A 16,328-nucleotide genomic window follows, 5' to 3' on the forward strand; every position below is an offset into this window, starting at 1 on the left:
AAGTCCTATCTGTAACATTTGCCTGTAGTGACCCTAGCTCAACGGCGCCAGCAACAATTGCAAGTCCTCGCTGCTGAATTTGGTCGCCAGCGCCGCATCGCTGCCCAATACCCCTTCGGCGAGGGCGCTCTTACGGGCTTGCAGGTCGACGATGCGTTCCTCGATGCTGCCTTCAACCACTACCTTGTAGACAAACACGGTTTGATCTTGGCCGATGCGGTGGGCGCGTGCGGTGGCCTGTTCCTGTACCGCCGGGTTCCACCACGGGTCCATATGGATCACGGTGTCGGCGGCGGTCAGGTTGAGGCCGACGCCGCCGGCTTTCAGGCTGATCAGCAGCAGCGGCACACTCTTGCTCTGGAACTGTGCCACCAGCGCGCCGCGCTGCGAGGGCGGCGTCTTGCCTGTCAGGGCGAGCCACGGCAGTTGCAAGTTGTCGAGTTCGCCAGCGATCAGGTCCAGCATTTCGGTGGATTGCGAAAATATCAGGACGCGGCGGCCTTCCGCCACCAGCGCCGGCAGCATATCGCGCAGCAGTTCCAGCTTGGCGCGCTCCATATCCGGTTCATGCTGCATGTTTTTTAGCAGGAACGGATCGCAACATACCTGCCGCAATTTGAGCAAGGCGTCGAGAATCGTGATCTGGCCACCGGCAAAGCCCTTGCGCTTGAGGACCCCGCGAATCTGTTCGTCGGCCGCCACGCGCACGCTCTCGTAGAGATCGCGTTGCCGTCCTTGCAGTTGCACGCGCTTGATGGTTTCGCTCAGCGGCGGCAGTTCGCTGGCTAAGTCATCCTTGCGCCGGCGCAGGATGAAGGGTCTGACCCTTTGCGCCAGTAGTTGCGCGCGCAAGGTCTGGCCGCCGATTTCGATCGGCTTGCGCCATAGTCGCGTGAAGCTGCGCATGTCGCCGAGGAAGCCGGGCATCAGGAAATCGAACTGGGTCCAGAGCTCGCCCAGATGATTTTCCAAAGGCGTGCCGGTGATGCACAGGCGGTGGCGTGCACGCAGTCTTCGTACTGCGCCGGCGCTGCGGGCGGTGGCGTTCTTGACGGTTTGCGCTTCGTCCAGGATCAGCATGTGATACGCCTGCGCTTCCAGCGCCGAGCGGTCGCGCCACAGCAGCGGATAAGTCGTCAATATCAGGTCGTATCCCGCCATATGCGGGAAATCGCGATGCCGTTCCGGGCCTTGCAGGGCAAGGACGCGCAGGCTCGGCGCCATGCGCCTGGCTTCGGCTTGCCAGTTGAATATCAGCGAGGTCGGCAATACCGCCAGCGCTGGCAGGTCGAGGCGGCCGGTCTGTTTTTCGATCAGCAGATGCGCCAGCGCCTGCGCGGTTTTTCCGAGGCCCATGTCGTCGGCCAGGATGCCGGCCAGATGATGTTCGCGCAGGTATTGCAGCCAGGCGACGCCGTGCAATTGGTAGGGGCGCAGCGTGACGCCGAGTCCCTCCGGCGCGGCCACAGCCTGCGGCGTTCCAGCGCCTTGCAGCCGTTTGGCCAGCACACGCAAACCGGCATCTCCTTGCAGTTGCCAGCTGCCGTGGACGCCGGCCCGCGCATGCTGCGTTTCAAGCAGGCTCAGGCGCATGCTTTCAAGCCGATATGCGTCCCAGGAGGAGAGTGGCAACGGCCCTTCCTTGCGTACCGGGTCGCTCAGCAGTTCCAGCATGCTGCCGACAATCACCTTGAGCGGTGCGGCCAGCGCTTCGATCCGTTTGCCGCCCGGAGCCCGCAACATGATCAGGTCGTGATCATCGATCAGGGCAAGCTTCTTTGCGTCCAGCCAGCGGCCGTCGCGTTGCAGCAGATGCGCTAGCAGCGGCACCAGGTCGATCATCTCGCCGTCGATTTCGATACCCAGCGTCAGCAGCCAGGAGCCTTCACCGGCAGGCAAGCCCAAGGCTGTGATCGTCTGTTCACGACCGCGCATGCGGGCCGCGACTTCCTTGCTCAGTACTTCGCCGGTATCGGGGCTGACTGTCAGGTGCCAGGCATCGACCGCCACGCTTTCGTGCGCAAAACCGGGGCGCACCACGATGGCCCAGCCCTTGGCCTGCAGATCGGGCAATTGCTCTGCCCAGAAATCGCCGAAAAAATCTTCCTGCACCAGCGTCCACAAGGAACTGAGATGCTTGGCCGCATCCTGTTCCGCGCTTTCGGTGCGCCATTGCAAGGTATCGATGGGCAGCGGATGCAGGCCCAGCTCCCACACCAGATCCAGAGCGTCGGCTTCAGCGCCGAGATCGCGCACCAGCACACGCTGGCCTTGGCTGTTTTCAACGATTTGCGAGGAGGCCGGGCGGCGGTTCAGCAAGGTGGTCGGCGCCGCTGTTTCCCAATGGAAGCCATCGTCGGCGACATAGGTCCAGATGATCTGCGCCACCGTGACATTCGGCCCGCGCGGTCCAAACGGGCCGGAAGGACGCATCCCCAGCAAGCCGTCGCCGCGGCTCAGGGTTTGCAATGTCAGGCGTGGACGGAAACGGCCTGCTGTACTCATCTCGGCGTAAACAATACGTTCAGCTGTCCCAGTTCGCCATAGTGAATGGTGATTTCCTGCGCTGGCGGCAAATCGAAGCTGCCGGCGTACGAACCGGTGATCACCGCCTGCCCGGCTCGCAGGCCGCGGCCGGTGCTGCGCAGGAATTCGGCCAGCCAGTACAGCGGCGCGCGTGGGTGCACTGCGGGATGGCGGCCTTGCAGCCGTGTGACTTCATGGTCGCTGTCGCCAGTGCTGATGCAGATTGCCAGTTCGCTGGCAGAGCGCGCCTGCGCCATGTCTACCTGCGGACCCAGGTAGAGTCCCTGGTTGAGCAGGCCGTCAGCCAGGTTTTCGATAAAACCGGCAGCGTCCGGTTCGGTGTAGCGGCTGTCGATCAGCTCTAGCGCAAGGTGGGTGCTGGCGATGGCCGCATCGACCTCTTCTGCAGTATAGGGCGCTGCGCGCGCCGGCAAGTCATGGCCGAGGACAAACGCCAGCTCAGGCTCGACTCTTACCTGGCCGCCACGGGTCCAGGCAAGACATGGGTTCTTGTCGTAAATGGTGCCGGCATAGATGGGCGCGACGACCGGCTGTCCTTCCACCGGCAAGCCGCATTTCCAGGCGCCGATGCGGTCGCCGGCATGTTCGGTGACCTGCGCCTGGATCGCCAGCGCAGCTTCGACATCCTGCGGCCGCAGGTGCAGCGGCAGGCGCGGGCCTTGTTCGCCGAGTTGACGGCGCGCGGCCAGGATGGCGGCGGCCTGGGATTGCGGGGTGTGAGCTTGCATCGCTTATGAACGTATCCGGTAATGGTATTGATAGAGCGTATTAAACCCCAGCTTGCGGTACAGCGCAGTGGCCGGCAGGTTGGTGGCCGTCACCTGGAGATAGGCCGAGCTTGCGCCCTGTGTTTTCCCCCAGCCGAGCAAACCGTTCACCAGCCGGGTCGCTACACCGCGCTGGCGAGCTTCCGGAGCGACTACGATATCGAACAGGCCGACCATGCGGTTCTCCGCCACGGCCAAGCCGTAGGCGACCGGACGGCCCTGATCCATCAATGTGGCGAACGCAGCCGGCATGGCGATCGCAGCGAGCATGCGTTCATGCACCGCCTGCGCCGCCAGCGGCACACGATTGGCTTGTGCAAAACCGCTGCTCCACTCGGGCGTGGCGGTCGGCTCAATCAGTACATCCCGTGCAGACCAATCGGTGGCCGCCAACGGCATCGTCATGAGCAGCGTCGGGTCAACCATGCGATAGCCGGCCTGTTCCAGCGCCTCTGCAGTACCCGCGGCGGCCAGCGGCGTAATACGGAAGATCGGCGGCAGGCCGTGGCGGGCATAGAAATCCTCTACCACCCGCAGCGTGTCGGCGAAGGCCGCAGTCGGATGCAGAGGATTGGCCGAGTTGGCGCGCTTGGTATACCCCTCGGAGAGACGCAGCAGCCAGCCGCCGCACAGTGCCGATTGTTGCGCGGGCCATGCATTCAGAGCGCGTTCTTCCAGTGAGCGGACAAGATGTAAATCTGGCGACGGAGTAGTCATCTGACTGCAAGCTAAGAATAGTGGAAAGATATTCTACCCGCGGCGGCCAATCCGGCCAATCCAGCTAATGCAATCGACGCAGCGGAGTTCCGTCGCCATGCGTATTGTCTTTTCGGCAGATTGCAGGTAACTTAGCAACATGCAACAGAGTTGCATGTTCGGATTGCGCGAAATCCGCGCCTGTCCTGACGCACATCCATGCCTATCCATACAAGGATCTGTACTATATGTTCTTTCTTCAGCAACGCGCTCCTACCTTGGGCGTATTTATCCTGGCTCTCATGACCACCACTTCCTCTTCCGCGGCATCTCCTTTGACTCCTTCGACACCTTTGACCCCGCCGGTCGCCGCCAAGCAGGCCTGGCAAGAGAGCCGCCATGGCGAGATCGTCACCGACGATTATCACTGGCTGCGTGAAAAGACCAATCCCAAAGTGATTGCCTACCTGAAGGCCGAGAACGCCTACACCCAGGTCATGACCAAGGACCTGACGCCGGTCGCGAAGACGCTGTACAAGGAAGTGAAGGGCCGGATGAAGGAAACCGATCTTTCGGTGCCGACCCGGCGCGGTAAATACTATTACTACAGCCGCACCGAAGCCGGCCAGCAGTATCCGATCATTTGCCGCCGCCTGGCCAAGGCCGATGCGGATTTCGCCTACGACGAAAGCGCCAGGGAAGAAATATTGCTGGATGAAAACCAGCTGGCCAAAGGCAAGAAATTTTTCGAGGTCGAAAGCTTCGCCGTCAGTCCGGACGACCGTTTCCTGGCCTACTCCACCGATACCACCGGCTATCGCCAGTACCAGCTGCATATCAAGGATCTGAGCAACGATAAGCTGCTGGCCGATACTGTGGCGCGCGTGACCAGCCTGGCATGGGCCGCCGATAGCCAGACCTTGTTCATGACGCAGGAAGACGCCACCACCAAACGCTCCGACCTGTTGCTGCGCCTGAAGCTGGGCGGCAAGCCGGAGGAGGTCTATCGCGAAAAAGTGGAGCAATTCAATATCGGCGTCGGCAACAGCAGCGACCGCAAATTCATCGAACTCCAGGCGGAAAGCACCGATACCACCGAAGTCAGCCTGCTGGCGGCCGACCAGCCGCTGGGCGAATTTCATTCGGTATTGGGACGTGAAAGCGGGCACCGCTACCATGTCGATCATCGCGACGGCGAGCTGTTCATCCTGACCAACAAGGACGCCAAGAATTTCCGCCTGGTGACGGCGCCGCTGGCGACGCCGGACCCGGCGCACTGGAAAGAACTGATCGCCCACGATCCGGATACCTTGCTGGAATCGTTCGAACTGTTCAAGGATTTCATGGTGGTCAGCGAGAAAAGCGATGCGCAGGAACGTTCGCGCATCTATAACTTTGCCGACCATAGCTGGAAGACGGTGCAGTTCGACGAAACGGTATATACCTCGCACTCAGGCGGTACGCCGGAATTCACCTCGCGCCAGTACCGTTTGATGTACCAGTCGCCGGTGACGCCGCCGACGGTGTTCGATGTCGACATGGCAAGCGGCCAGCGGAAAATCCTGAAACAACAGGAAGTGCCTGGCTACGATCCGTCGCTGTACGAAACCAAACGCCTTTGGGCAACCGCGCGCGATGGCGTCAAGGTGCCGCTCTGGACTGTCGCTAAAAAAGACATCAAGCTGGATGGCTCGGCGCCCTTGCTGCTCTATGCCTACGGGTCCTACGGCATTCCGGCCGAGGCGACCTTTTCCAACAGCCGCGTCAGCCTGCTCGACCGCGGCGTGGTGTTTGCCGAAGCGCATATTCGCGGCGGCAACGACATGGGCGAGCACTGGCATGACGACGGCATGCTGATGAACAAGAAAAACACGTTCAACGATTTTATCGACAGTGCAGAGTGTCTGGTCAAGCAGGGCTGGACCAGCCCGCAGCGCTTGATCATCGAAGGCGGCAGCGCCGGCGGCCTGCTGATGGGCGCAGTCACCAACATGCGTCCCGATCTGTTCCATGCGGTGCATGCCGCAGTGCCGTTCGTCGATGTCATGAACACCATGATGGACGCCAGCCTGCCGCTGACCACCGGCGAATATCTGGAGTGGGGCAATCCCAACGAGAAGGCCGCCTATGACTACATGCGCAGCTACTCGCCCTACGACAATATCGAGCGCAAAGCCTATCCGGCGATGCTGGTCACCACCGGCCTCAACGATAGCCAGGTCATGTACTGGGAGCCTGCCAAATACACCGCCAAGCTAAGGGCGATGAAAACCGATCACAACACCCTGCTGCTGAAAGTGAATATGGGCGCCGGCCACGGCGGCGCTTCGGGGCGTTATGACGCCATCAAGGAAAGATCATTCGAGATGGCGTGGATGTTGTCGCAATGGGGTATAACCCCGGCCGGCAAACATTAATTTTTCACAAGAAAAGCAATCATCCTTGATTAACTTAATTAACCCAGGCAGGATTTTCATGTCATTGAAGAACAACCCTTTCAAGCTTTCCTTGCTATCAATTGCAGCGTCCTCGTTCATCGTGGCCGCGACGACAATTTTTTTACCGGTCTCTGCCAGTGCGGTCAGCGTCGCTCCGGTGCAAGAGGTGACTGATGTCATCGACGGCGTCACGGTAAAAGACCCTTACCGTTATTTCGAAAATATCAAGGACCCCAAGGTCCAGTCCTGGCTGAAAGAGCAGGGTGTTGCTGCACGCAAGGAACTGGACCGTATCGATCTGCGCAACACGCTGGAGCAACGCATCGCCGAGATTTCGGCGGCTACCGGGGATGATATCCGGGCAGTGACGCGGATGCCGGGAGATCACATCTACTATCTCAAGCGCGTCCGCGGCGGCAAGCAATTCAAGCTGATGACGCGCGACGGCTTGAAAGGCCCGGAACGCGTACTGGTCGATCCGGAACTCGAAGCCGAACGCACCGGCGTGCCGCATGCGATCAACTATTTTGTGCCGGCCTGGGATGGCAAGCATGTAGCCTATGGCGTGTCCGCCGGCGGTTCCGAGGACGCCTCGCTGTATATCCTCGATACGCAAACCGGAAAAAATGTCGGCGAGCCGATTCCGCGCGTGCATGAAGAGTTGCTCGGCTGGCTGCCGGACAGCAAGTCGCTGACCTACAACCAGCTCAAAGCGTTGAAACCGGGCGAGCCTGACTCCGAAACTTATCTCGACAGCAAGGTCATGTGGCTCAAGGTCGGCGATACAGCGTCGCAAGCGAAGGCAGTGTTCGGCCCGACCGTCACTACCGATCTCGGCCTGGCTCGTCTCGATGTCGGCACCATCATTTTCAATCCGGGCAGCCGCTGGATGGTTGCGCGCACCACCGACACTACCTTGCCGGAAGGTTATCTGTTCGTCGCCGATATCGCCGACCTCAACAAGCCGACTGTAACGTGGAAGAAAATCTCCAGCTTCGACGACAAGATCACCGACGCAGCATTGAAAGGCAACGACCTGTATCTGCTGACGCACGCCGGTGCGCCGCGCAATCGCGTATTGAAGCTGGATCTGCGCCATCCCGACCTGAAGCTGGCTCGTGAAGTTGCGGCCGCGCCGAAGGATGCCGTGCTGGAGAAGTTTTCCCTGACGCGCGACGCGCTGATGGCTGAAGTACGCGAAGGCACTTCGATCGTGCTGCGCCGCTATGCCGCAGGCGATACGAAGGGCCAAGCCATTCCGGCGCCGTTCAAAGGCGCCGCCAGCCTGCAGAACGATCCGGCGCATGCCTACAGCGACGTGCTGTACACCCTGAACGGCTGGACCGAATTGCCGCGCACCTTGCTGTTGAAGGGCATGGTTTCCAGCGATCCCGGCCTGCGCGTGAATCCGCCGATGCCTAGCCTGCCCGACGTAGAAGTGGTCGACGTCAAGGTGCCGAGTTATGACGGCGCCATGGTGCCGATGACCCTGCTCTACAAGAAAGGTTTGAAGCGCGACGGCAGCAATCCGACCCTGCTGGATGGTTATGCCGCTTACGGATTCTCGCAAACAGCCTACTTTTCACCGGCCAGCATGGCCTGGCTTGAGCGCGGCGGCGTGCTGGCGTACGCCAATGTGCGCGGCAGCGGCGTCTATGGCGACGACTGGTATCGGGCCGGCTTCAAGGCCACCAAGCCTAACACCTGGAAAGACGGCGTGGCTTGCGCCAAATACCTGATCTCCGAGGGGTATGCCACGCCCAAGACCTTGGGCGTGATGGGCACCAGCGCCGGCGGCATCTTTGTCGGCCGTACCGTGACCACAGCGCCGGAGCTGTTTGCCGCCGCTATCTTCAATGTCGGCATCATGGACGCCGTGCGCGCAGAAGACAGCGCCAACGGCATCACCAACATTTCCGAGTTCGGCAGCGCCAAGAATCCGGCCGAATTCCCGGGTTTGCTGGCAATGAGCACCTATCACAACATCAAGGACAACACGGCCTATCCGGCGATCATGCTGGTGCATGGCATGAACGATCCGCGCGTCGATGTCTGGCACAGCGCTAAAACAGCGGCGCGCCTGCAAGCCGCCACCGACAGCGGCAAGCCGATCCTGCTGCGGCTGGACATGCAAGCCGGCCACGGCATCGGCAGTACGGCAACACAGCGTTATGCCTTGTCTGCCGATATCTATAGTTTCTTGTTGTGGCAAATGGGAAAGGCGAAGCAAAACGATAGCTGAACCTTGTTCCCGATAGAGGGGAAATTGAACGGGCTGGAATAATCAACTAACAAACATCAGCTAACAAACATCAACTAACAAACGCAACACGACCATCATGGGCCGCTGCAAGCACCAAGAACTTTCTTGCTTGCAGCGCTCATCTCACTGCCTGGTCCGGCTTTTTACACCCAAGCCGGTACAGCGCCAAATCACTGTTTCGCCAGCCACTCCAGCAAAGCCTTGTGGAACGCATCCGAATCTTCCATCTGCGGCGCATGCCCCATGCCGGAAAATTCGATCAGCGTCGCCTGCGGAATCAGCTTGGCGGCCTGCTTGCCCAGGACGTTATATTTTCCGATTTTTGCTTTGACGTCCGGCGGCGCGATGTCACTGCCGATTGCCGTGTTATCCGCATCTCCTATCATCAGCAAGGTAGGCATGCTCAGGTTCTTGAATTCGTAGAACACCGGCTGGGTAAAAATCATGTCGTAGATCAGCGCCGAATTCCACGCCACTAGCTTGTGACCGGGGCCCTGATTCAATCCCGCCAGCATGGTCACCCAGCGTTCATATTCCGGCTTCCACCGGCCGACATAGTAGGTCTTCGTTTCATAACTGCGGACGTCGTCGGCGTTCAGCTTCAACTCGCGCTGATACCACTGGTCCACCGTGCGGTAAGGTACGCCGAGCGCCTTCCAGTCTTCGAGACCGATAGGATTCACCATCACCAGTTGCGTTACCTGTTGCGGATACAGCAGCGCATAGCGCGTCGCCAGCATGCCGCCGGTGGAATGACCGACAATGATTGCCTTGTGTATGCCTAGCTGCTCCAGCAAGGCATGGGTATTGATGGCGAGTTGCTGGAATGAGTATTGATAGTGCTCCGGTTTGCTGGAGCTGCAGAAGCCGATCTGGTCCGGCGCCACTACGCGGTAGCCGGCGGCGCTCAAGGTTTTTATTGTCTGTTCCCAGGTCGCGCCGCAAAAATTCTTGCCATGCAAGAGCACTGCAGTACGGCCGTTAGCCTTGCCGCTGGCAGCGACATCCATGTAACCCATCTGCACATGCGCGCCTTGCGATTCGAAAGCGTAATGCTTTAGGGGGTAAGGGTAGTCGAAGCCCTGCAGTTCGGGCCCGTATGTTGCGGCTGGCGCAATCTCGGCGGCCGAAGCGGAAAGGACGGCGCTCAACAGCAAAGCGGACAAGTAAAAGGAAGATGCGTTGCGCATGCCGGTTCTCTCCACGAATGAAGCGGCTATGTTACTCCCTGATTTCAGTCGGCGCCACGCCGGTCCAGCGTTTGAAGGCACGGCGGAAATTGCGGACATCTTTAAAGCCGGTTTCGGCAGCCACGTCCGCCACTGAAAATTTCGAATGCGACAGCAATTCCAATGCGCGCGATTTACGCACCGATTCAAGCAGGCTCTGGTAAGAAAATCCCGCATCGTTCAAGCGCCGCCGCAAAGTTCGTTCGCCGATGTTGAGCGTCGAAGCGATGCTTTGCAGGGTCGGCAAATCCTTCAGATTGTCACGGATCGCGCGCTCGATGGTGGTCGAAAGATCGACCTTTTCCTGCTCCACCGTCAGATTCTCTTCGATCAGTTTTATGGCCGTCTTGGCTACCAGCGCATCGTAGGTCGGCAGCGGATAATTCATCCAGTTGACGTCCGTGATCAGGCGGTTGCGCGAGCAGCCGAAGCGTACCGGACAACGGAAAATCGTATCGTAGATGGCGGCGTGCGGCGGCGCCTGGTATACCAGTTCAACCGCCGACGGCGTGAACTGCGGCCCCACCAGGTGGCGCACGATATTGATCATGCTGGAAAACGCCTCTTCGATGAGGAACATTTCAATGTCGGGATCGTAGAATTGCGGGTCGGCCTGGATGGCGACCTGCTGGCCTTTCAGTTCCATGGCGATATGGATCAGCGAGCCGGCGCCTTTCTGGTAATGGATCCCCATTTCGCTCGCTTCGCCCAGCGTGGCGCAGGTCATCATGCCGAAGCCGACCAGCCCCCATGACACCAGCGTCTGGCGGCTGCCGACCGCCAGTCCCAGCCCGGTATCGCCGATCAGCTTCTGGCCGCGGCGAATCATCATGCTGCCCTGGCGGTAGGAAATCTTGAAATTGGGCTGGTTCAGGTCCTCCGCCGTGAAGCCGAGTCCGCGGCAGAGCGAGGCGGTGTCGTAGCCGCGCTCATGCGCCACGATCGACAGGTATCGCGGCGTTAGCGGATTGATCGATGCGGTCGAATAGCGCGGGTCGAGGCGTTCCGGTTTGGCGGCGGCTTTAGCGGTCGGTTTCATGTTTTCCATTGTGGTGACAAGTGCAAGGGATGTCTAGTGGCAAAGCATGCAACGGACAATATTCTGTCCGTTTAAGACCCTTTCGCCGTCCGTTTCGGCCCTCACTCCGCGCCTTGGACTTGGATACATTTGAGGCACGCAAAGAATTCAGGTAAATCGAATAAATGAATTCAAGCCAAAGAATTACACCGCGTTCCAATGATTTCCAGCGATGTTCAGGAGAGAGTCCATGAGTGCTTCATCCGTGTCGAGCAATAACGCAGCAGTGTGCATCGTCGGCGGCGGCCCCGGCGGCCTGAGCGCCGCCCGCGCCCTTAAACGGCAAGGCATCAGCTACGAGCAGTTCGAACGCCACAGCGATGTCGGCGGCATCTGGGACATGAACAATCCCGGCAGCCCGATGTATGAATCGGCGCATTTCATTTCATCGCGCGACCTGTCCGGCTACGCCGACTATCCGATGCCAAAGGAATATCCCGACTATCCGACCAACCAGCAAATTGTCAGCTATGTAAGATCGTTCGCCCGTGCGTTTGGCCTTTACGACAACATTCGTTTCGGCGTCTCGGTGCGCGCCATCGACAAATTGCCGGACGGCCGCTGGCAAGTCACGCTGGAGAGCGGCGAGCAGCGCACCTACCACGCCGTGATCTGCGCCACCGGTTGCAACTGGGACCCCAGCCTGCCGGAAATCAAGGGCCAGTTCAATGGCGAGATCCGCCATTCCGTCACCTACAAGCGCGGCGAGGAGTTCAAGGGCAAGCGGGTGATGGTGGTCGGCGCGGGCAATTCCGGCGCCGACATTTCCTGCGACGCCGCCACCTACGCCGATACCGCATTCATCAGCATGCGGCGCGGCTATCACTTCATTCCCAAGCATCTGTTCGGCGTGCCTGCCGACGAGTTTGCCGAAAAAGGGCCGCAACTGCCAATGTGGATGGAGCGGCCGGTATTTAGCGGTATTCTCAAGATGATCACCGGCGACCTGACCCGCTTCGGCCTGCCGAAACCGGACCACAAGCTGTTTGAAAGCCATCCGCTGATGAATACCCAGCTATTGCACCATCTGCAGCACGGCAATATCGCGGTGCGCCCGGATGTCGAGCGCTACGATGGCGATGAAGTGGTATTCAAGGATGGCAGCCGCGAGCAACTGGACCTGGTGCTGTACGCCACCGGTTACAAATGGAGCGCGCCCTATGCCGGGAAATATTTTGAATGGCAAGGCGGGCGGCCGCAGATGTATCTGTCGGTATTCAGCCGCATCCACCATAACCTGTTCGGCATCGGTTATATAGAAACCAATTCCAGCGCCTTCAAATTGTTCGATGCGCAAGCCCACCTGATCGCCAGCTATCTGCGCGAGCAAGGCGCAGGGCCTGAACGCGTGCGTGCCTTCGACGAGCTGATCGCCCATGACGATCCAGATCTGTCGGGCGGCATCAAATTCATCAAGTCGCAACGGCATACCGTCTATCTGGAAGTGCATGCGCTAAAACGCTATCTGAAGAAACTGCATAAGCGCATCGGCTGGCCGGCCTTGCAGGACGGCGACTACAAACCGATGCTCAAGCCGCAATCGGAACAGACGGCGCAACGCGAGAAAAACACCTTGAAGGAAGCGGCATGAAGCTCGGTCCAGAATTTGCCGGACGGGTAGCCTTGCTGACGGGTGCCGCCGGCGGCATCGGCCGTGAAATCGCCAAGCGGCTGGACGCCGCCGGCATCCGGCTGGTGCTGTGCGATTTGAACCAGGCAGGACTGGATGAGTTGGCGGCCAGCCTCAAGCAGACGCCGTTGCTGATTGTCGGCGACCTTTGCCAGCGGCCTTTGCTGGAACATATCCGCGCAACGGTAGAGGAAAAATTCGGCCATCTCGATATTCTGCTGAACAACGCCGCCGTGGTGCGTACCGACCGCTTCGACGAGTATGCGCTGGACCATATCGAAAGCGATATCCAAATCAACCTAGTCACGCCCTTGCTGCTGGCGCGCATCATGGTGCCGCTGCTCAAGCTGGCGCCCGATCCGCGCATGATCAATACGATTTCGCTGGGCGGCGTCTTGCCGATGCCGGAGAGTCCGTTGTACAGTGCCACCAAGTTCGGTTTGCGCGGCGCGACCTTGTCGATTGCGGTGGATTTTGAAAAGAAGGGCATCAAGGTCGGCGGCATCTTGCCATCCTCGGTCGATACTGCGCAGCTACGGCATGAAGCGCTGACCGGCGGCAGTGCGCTGAATTTTATCGATCCGCCGCAAAGTCCCTCGCACGTGGCGGATGAAATGCTGCGCATGCTGCAGGATCCGCGTTATGAACGTTATCCGAAAATGTCGGACGCCATCCTGGTCCGGCTGGCGATGCTGTTCCCGAACAAAATTGGCAAGATCATCAACTGGTTTGAAAAGAAGGGCCAGGCCGGTCGCAAGCGCTATCTGGAAGAGCGCGGCCTGACCAGCCAGGTGGTGCGCTGGTAGCGGCAGCGACGTGGTTGCAACGCTGTAGCTGCAAACATTCAGTAACAAACAAGGAGGCAGAATTCCGCAACAGACGGATGGCCGCCGACGCAGGACGCATGATCCCGCTGTACAAACATAAAACACCCGTCCAAGGGAGATGACAACATGGCTTCAACTGCAGCACATGCTTCGGCTACTGCTCCGTCCTTGCATACCGGCGTCGCTGCCGCCGGCGCCGGTACGCCACTGTCGCCCTCGGCGCCAGCGCCGCGCGAGATGTTGCGGCTGGCGATTGTCTACGCGGTGGCCATCAACGGCACCATCCTGACCCCGTTCATCGTCTCCAGCCTGATGTTGCGTTTCGGCCTGGATGAAGGCCAGGGCACCATGATGACCGGTTTTGAAATGCTCGGCATGGCGTTCAGCTGCATGTTGCTGCCGCACTGGGTGGCGCGCTACGCCAGCCGCTTTGCCCGGATCGGGGTATGCGGCACCGTGGCGATGCAGGTAGCCAGCGCGTTGCTGGCGACGACGCAGGCAGTCAGCGTCGCGCGCGGACTGGCGGGCGTATTCGAAGGCATGCTGTTCATGCTGGTGGCCGCCAGGGTCGCCAGACAGCCATCGGCGGAGCGCATCTGGGGCGTCATCGTGCTGATCGGGGGGCTGGTCAACGGCGCGCTGCTGATCGGCATTTCCTATCTCCCGGAACGCTGGGCTGCGCAGTGGTTGTTCCTTGCCATGGCGGCGCTGGTCGTATGTACGGCGCCGGTGTTATTGCAGGCAGGCCGCGCCATCGTCCACGATCATGCCGACCAGAAAAAATCGTCGGATACTGGTTTGCCGTGGTTGCGTATCGCGGCAGTCTGGCTACTCACCATTCTTATCTACGGCGTCCAGGCAGGCCAGTGGGCGGTCACGGAACTGGCCGGGCAGCACGCCGGGCTGGCGACCTCGACCATCGGCATCCTGTTGTCGCTTTCTTCGTTTCTAGGCTTTCTCGGATGTGTGGCGTCCTCATTGCGTGGCAGTCACCGGCATCGCCGCATGATTATCGTTGCGGCGCAGTTACTGATGACGGTGTCGGTGATGTGGTTTTTCTCGGCCCGCACTGGTGGCGCTTACTTCACCAGCCAGTTACTGCTAAACGTCGGCTTCTATGCCTTGACGCCGTTCCTGACTGGCCTGCTGTCCGAGATTGATGCGGATGGTTCGTTGGTGTCGCGCACCGTGGTGGTGACGCTGGTCGGCGTTGCCGTCGGCACTACCGTGGCCGGCTGGCTCCTGACTGCACTGGGTCCGGCGCACTTCGGCATGGTGCTGGGAATCGCCGTGCTGCTGGGGATACCGCTGGTGGCGATTGCCTTTGCGCCGGGCAAGCGGGTCCGGATTGAATAAAGATTTCGATTTTTTGCTTTGACCTGCGAGGAGAACTAAAAATGAAAAAGTACTCGATCAAACCGAAAGCTTCCGTGCTGATGATATCTGTAGCCTGCCTGCTGGCGCCATTGGTGTGGGCGCAACAGGCCGCCAAACTGGGCGCCGACCTGACGCCGGTAGGCGCGGAAAAGGCGGGCAACAAGGACGGCACCATTCCCGCCTGGAGCGGCGGCGACGTCAATCCGCAAGCCGGTTACAAAGCCGGGCAACCACGGCCGGACCCGTATGCCGCAGACAAGGCGCAGTTCTCGATCACCGTCGCCAATGTCGATAAATATGCCGCCAGATTGTCGCCGGGCCAGGTGCAACTGATCAAGAGCATCAAGGGCTATCGCATGGATGTGTATCCAACGCACCGCTCCTGCGGTTATCCGGACGTGGTCTACCAGCGTACCAAGGAAAACGTCGGCTTTGCCAAGATAGCGGCCAACGGCTATGAGCTGGCGGAAGCCAAGACAGCAGGCTATCCGTTCCCGCTGCCAGCCAACGGCGTCGAAGCCATGTGGAATTTCAAGATGCGCTACCAGGGCGAGGGCCTGACCTGGGCCTATGCGACGGTGGTGCCGCCGAAAGGCGGGAGCAGCATCGGCGAACCGCTGATCCAGGAAGACTACATCATGTTCCCGCTGTCGGAACCCAAGAACAACACCATCGCCGGCGCCAAGGGAGTCGAGTCGCTTTACCTCAGCCCCTACATTGCGCCGGCCCAGTTCGCCGGCGACGTCACCCTGTCGCACGGTTATATCGGCAAGCCCAACGACATCTGGCTCTACTTCGCCAGCCAGCGCCGGGTGCGCCGCGCGCCGACTTATTCCTACGATGCGCCTATCCTCAACGATGAAAACCTGGAAACCATCGACCAGTACACCATGTACAACGGCCCGCTCGACCGTTATGACTACAAGCTGGTCGGCAAGAAGGAAATGATCGTTCCCTACAACTGGAACAAGGTCAATTCGGTGCAGGCCAAGATCAGCGACGTGGTGCAGCCGAACTTCCTCAACCGCGACCTGACGCGCTATGAAACCCATCGGGTGTGGGAAGTGGAAGCCACCGTCAAGCAGGGCGCGCGCCATACCTTCCCCAAGCGCACCTTTTACCTGGATGAGGATTCCTGGCAGATCCTGGTGCAAGACCTGTACGACGGCCAGGGCAAAGTCCAGCGCGTCATGGAAAGCGGCGTAGTGATGGCGACCGAATTGCCGGCTTGCGTGCAGGAAGGCTACGCCAGCCATGACCTGTCGCTGGGCCGCTACATCGCCGAACGGATTCCGGCCGGGCAAAAGCAGTCCGACTGGCTCGCCGGCCGCGATGGGCGGGTCAAGGAATCGATGTTTGAACCCGACGGTTTGCGCCGCTTCGCCACGCGCTGACAACGTATTGAACCTTGCACACGCGGCAGCGCCGGCATGAGCGCTCACCGCCAATAAAAATCGCGCAGTTTATTCGCATCCC

The 16,328-nt window shown here is 59.9% G+C and carries 11 protein-coding genes; 6 read left to right on the forward strand and 5 right to left on the reverse strand.

What is annotated here, in order from left to right; translation table 11 throughout:
* Positions 1-33 precede the first annotated feature (33 nt).
* Genes LT85_RS00925 through LT85_RS00935 form a run of 3 tightly spaced genes read right to left on the reverse strand, consistent with a single transcriptional unit; the run spans position 34 to position 4,031 of the window.
* Entirely contained in the window at positions 34-2,505 is a 2,472-nt protein-coding gene (locus LT85_RS00925; RefSeq protein ID WP_038484187.1) for a DEAD/DEAH box helicase, read from the reverse strand.
* Complete coding sequence (locus LT85_RS00930; protein ID WP_038484189.1) at positions 2,502-3,275, reverse strand: 2-keto-4-pentenoate hydratase; 774 nt, start codon at positions 3,273-3,275, stop codon at positions 2,502-2,504. The genes LT85_RS00925 and LT85_RS00930 overlap by 4 nt, the downstream gene beginning before the upstream one ends.
* Positions 3,276-3,278: 3 nt before the next feature.
* On the reverse strand, positions 3,279-4,031 hold the full coding sequence (locus LT85_RS00935; protein ID WP_038484192.1) for a GNAT family N-acetyltransferase: 753 nt from the start codon (positions 4,029-4,031) through the stop codon (positions 3,279-3,281).
* 227 nt (positions 4,032-4,258) lie between these two features.
* On the opposite strand from LT85_RS00935, the gene LT85_RS00940 reads away from it, so the two are divergent.
* Positions 4,259-6,427 (forward strand): S9 family peptidase, encoded by a 2,169-nt coding sequence (locus tag LT85_RS00940; protein ID WP_081991879.1) that lies wholly within the window; start codon positions 4,259-4,261, stop codon positions 6,425-6,427.
* Between the two features lie 58 nt (positions 6,428-6,485).
* Positions 6,486-8,690: a prolyl oligopeptidase family serine peptidase gene (locus tag LT85_RS00945; protein ID WP_052134472.1), complete on the forward strand. Its 2,205-nt coding sequence runs from the start codon at positions 6,486-6,488 to the stop codon at positions 8,688-8,690.
* A gap of 191 nt (positions 8,691-8,881) precedes the next feature.
* Here the strand turns inward: LT85_RS00945 and LT85_RS00950 are convergent, their stop codons facing one another.
* Together LT85_RS00950 and LT85_RS00955 are read right to left on the reverse strand one after the other, a co-directional pair.
* A complete protein-coding gene (locus LT85_RS00950) occupies positions 8,882-9,901 on the reverse strand; it encodes an alpha/beta fold hydrolase (protein WP_038484195.1) in 1,020 nt (339 codons plus the stop codon).
* Positions 9,902-9,932: 31 nt separating this feature from the next.
* A complete protein-coding gene (locus tag LT85_RS00955; protein WP_052134474.1) occupies positions 9,933-10,979 on the reverse strand; it encodes an AraC family transcriptional regulator in 1,047 nt (348 codons plus the stop codon).
* A gap of 229 nt (positions 10,980-11,208) precedes the next feature.
* Between LT85_RS00955 and LT85_RS00960 the strand changes: the two genes are divergently transcribed.
* The 4 genes from LT85_RS00960 (at position 11,209) to LT85_RS00975 (ending at position 16,246) form a co-directional block, all read left to right on the forward strand.
* Positions 11,209-12,609: a flavin-containing monooxygenase gene (locus LT85_RS00960; RefSeq protein ID WP_081991883.1), complete on the forward strand. Its 1,401-nt coding sequence runs from the start codon at positions 11,209-11,211 to the stop codon at positions 12,607-12,609.
* A complete protein-coding gene (locus LT85_RS00965; RefSeq protein WP_038484198.1) occupies positions 12,606-13,454 on the forward strand; it encodes an SDR family NAD(P)-dependent oxidoreductase in 849 nt (282 codons plus the stop codon). The genes LT85_RS00960 and LT85_RS00965 overlap by 4 nt, the downstream gene beginning before the upstream one ends.
* Before the next feature lie 147 nt (positions 13,455-13,601).
* The gene (locus tag LT85_RS00970) at positions 13,602-14,831 is read left to right on the forward strand and encodes an MFS transporter (protein WP_052134476.1); all 1,230 of its coding nucleotides are present in this window, start codon (positions 13,602-13,604) and stop codon (positions 14,829-14,831) included.
* A 41-nt stretch (positions 14,832-14,872) separates the two neighbouring features.
* On the forward strand, positions 14,873-16,246 hold the full coding sequence (locus LT85_RS00975; protein ID WP_038484201.1) for a DUF1329 domain-containing protein: 1,374 nt from the start codon (positions 14,873-14,875) through the stop codon (positions 16,244-16,246).
* Positions 16,247-16,328: the final 82 nt, after the last annotated feature.

This window comes from Collimonas arenae, assembly GCF_000786695.1.
Taxonomy (GTDB): domain Bacteria; phylum Pseudomonadota; class Gammaproteobacteria; order Burkholderiales; family Burkholderiaceae_D; genus Collimonas; species Collimonas arenae_A.

What these genes read in the sequence shown, in the direction of transcription:
- LT85_RS00925 (WP_038484187.1), bottom strand. Translation starts at nt 2,505, where the DNA reads ATGAGTACAGCAGGCCGTTTCCGTCCACGCCTGACATTGCAAACCCTG.
- LT85_RS00930 (WP_038484189.1), bottom strand. Translation starts at nt 3,275, where the DNA reads ATGCAAGCTCACACCCCGCAATCCCAGGCCGCCGCCATCCTGGCCGCG.
- LT85_RS00935 (WP_038484192.1), bottom strand. Translation starts at nt 4,031, where the DNA reads ATGACTACTCCGTCGCCAGATTTACATCTTGTCCGCTCACTGGAAGAA.
- LT85_RS00940 (WP_081991879.1), top strand. Translation starts at nt 4,259, where the DNA reads ATGTTCTTTCTTCAGCAACGCGCTCCTACCTTGGGCGTATTTATCCTG.
- LT85_RS00945 (WP_052134472.1), top strand. Translation starts at nt 6,486, where the DNA reads ATGTCATTGAAGAACAACCCTTTCAAGCTTTCCTTGCTATCAATTGCA.
- LT85_RS00950 (WP_038484195.1), bottom strand. Translation starts at nt 9,901, where the DNA reads ATGCGCAACGCATCTTCCTTTTACTTGTCCGCTTTGCTGTTGAGCGCC.
- LT85_RS00955 (WP_052134474.1), bottom strand. Translation starts at nt 10,979, where the DNA reads ATGAAACCGACCGCTAAAGCCGCCGCCAAACCGGAACGCCTCGACCCG.
- LT85_RS00960 (WP_081991883.1), top strand. Translation starts at nt 11,209, where the DNA reads ATGAGTGCTTCATCCGTGTCGAGCAATAACGCAGCAGTGTGCATCGTC.
- LT85_RS00965 (WP_038484198.1), top strand. Translation starts at nt 12,606, where the DNA reads ATGAAGCTCGGTCCAGAATTTGCCGGACGGGTAGCCTTGCTGACGGGT.
- LT85_RS00970 (WP_052134476.1), top strand. Translation starts at nt 13,602, where the DNA reads ATGGCTTCAACTGCAGCACATGCTTCGGCTACTGCTCCGTCCTTGCAT.
- LT85_RS00975 (WP_038484201.1), top strand. Translation starts at nt 14,873, where the DNA reads ATGAAAAAGTACTCGATCAAACCGAAAGCTTCCGTGCTGATGATATCT.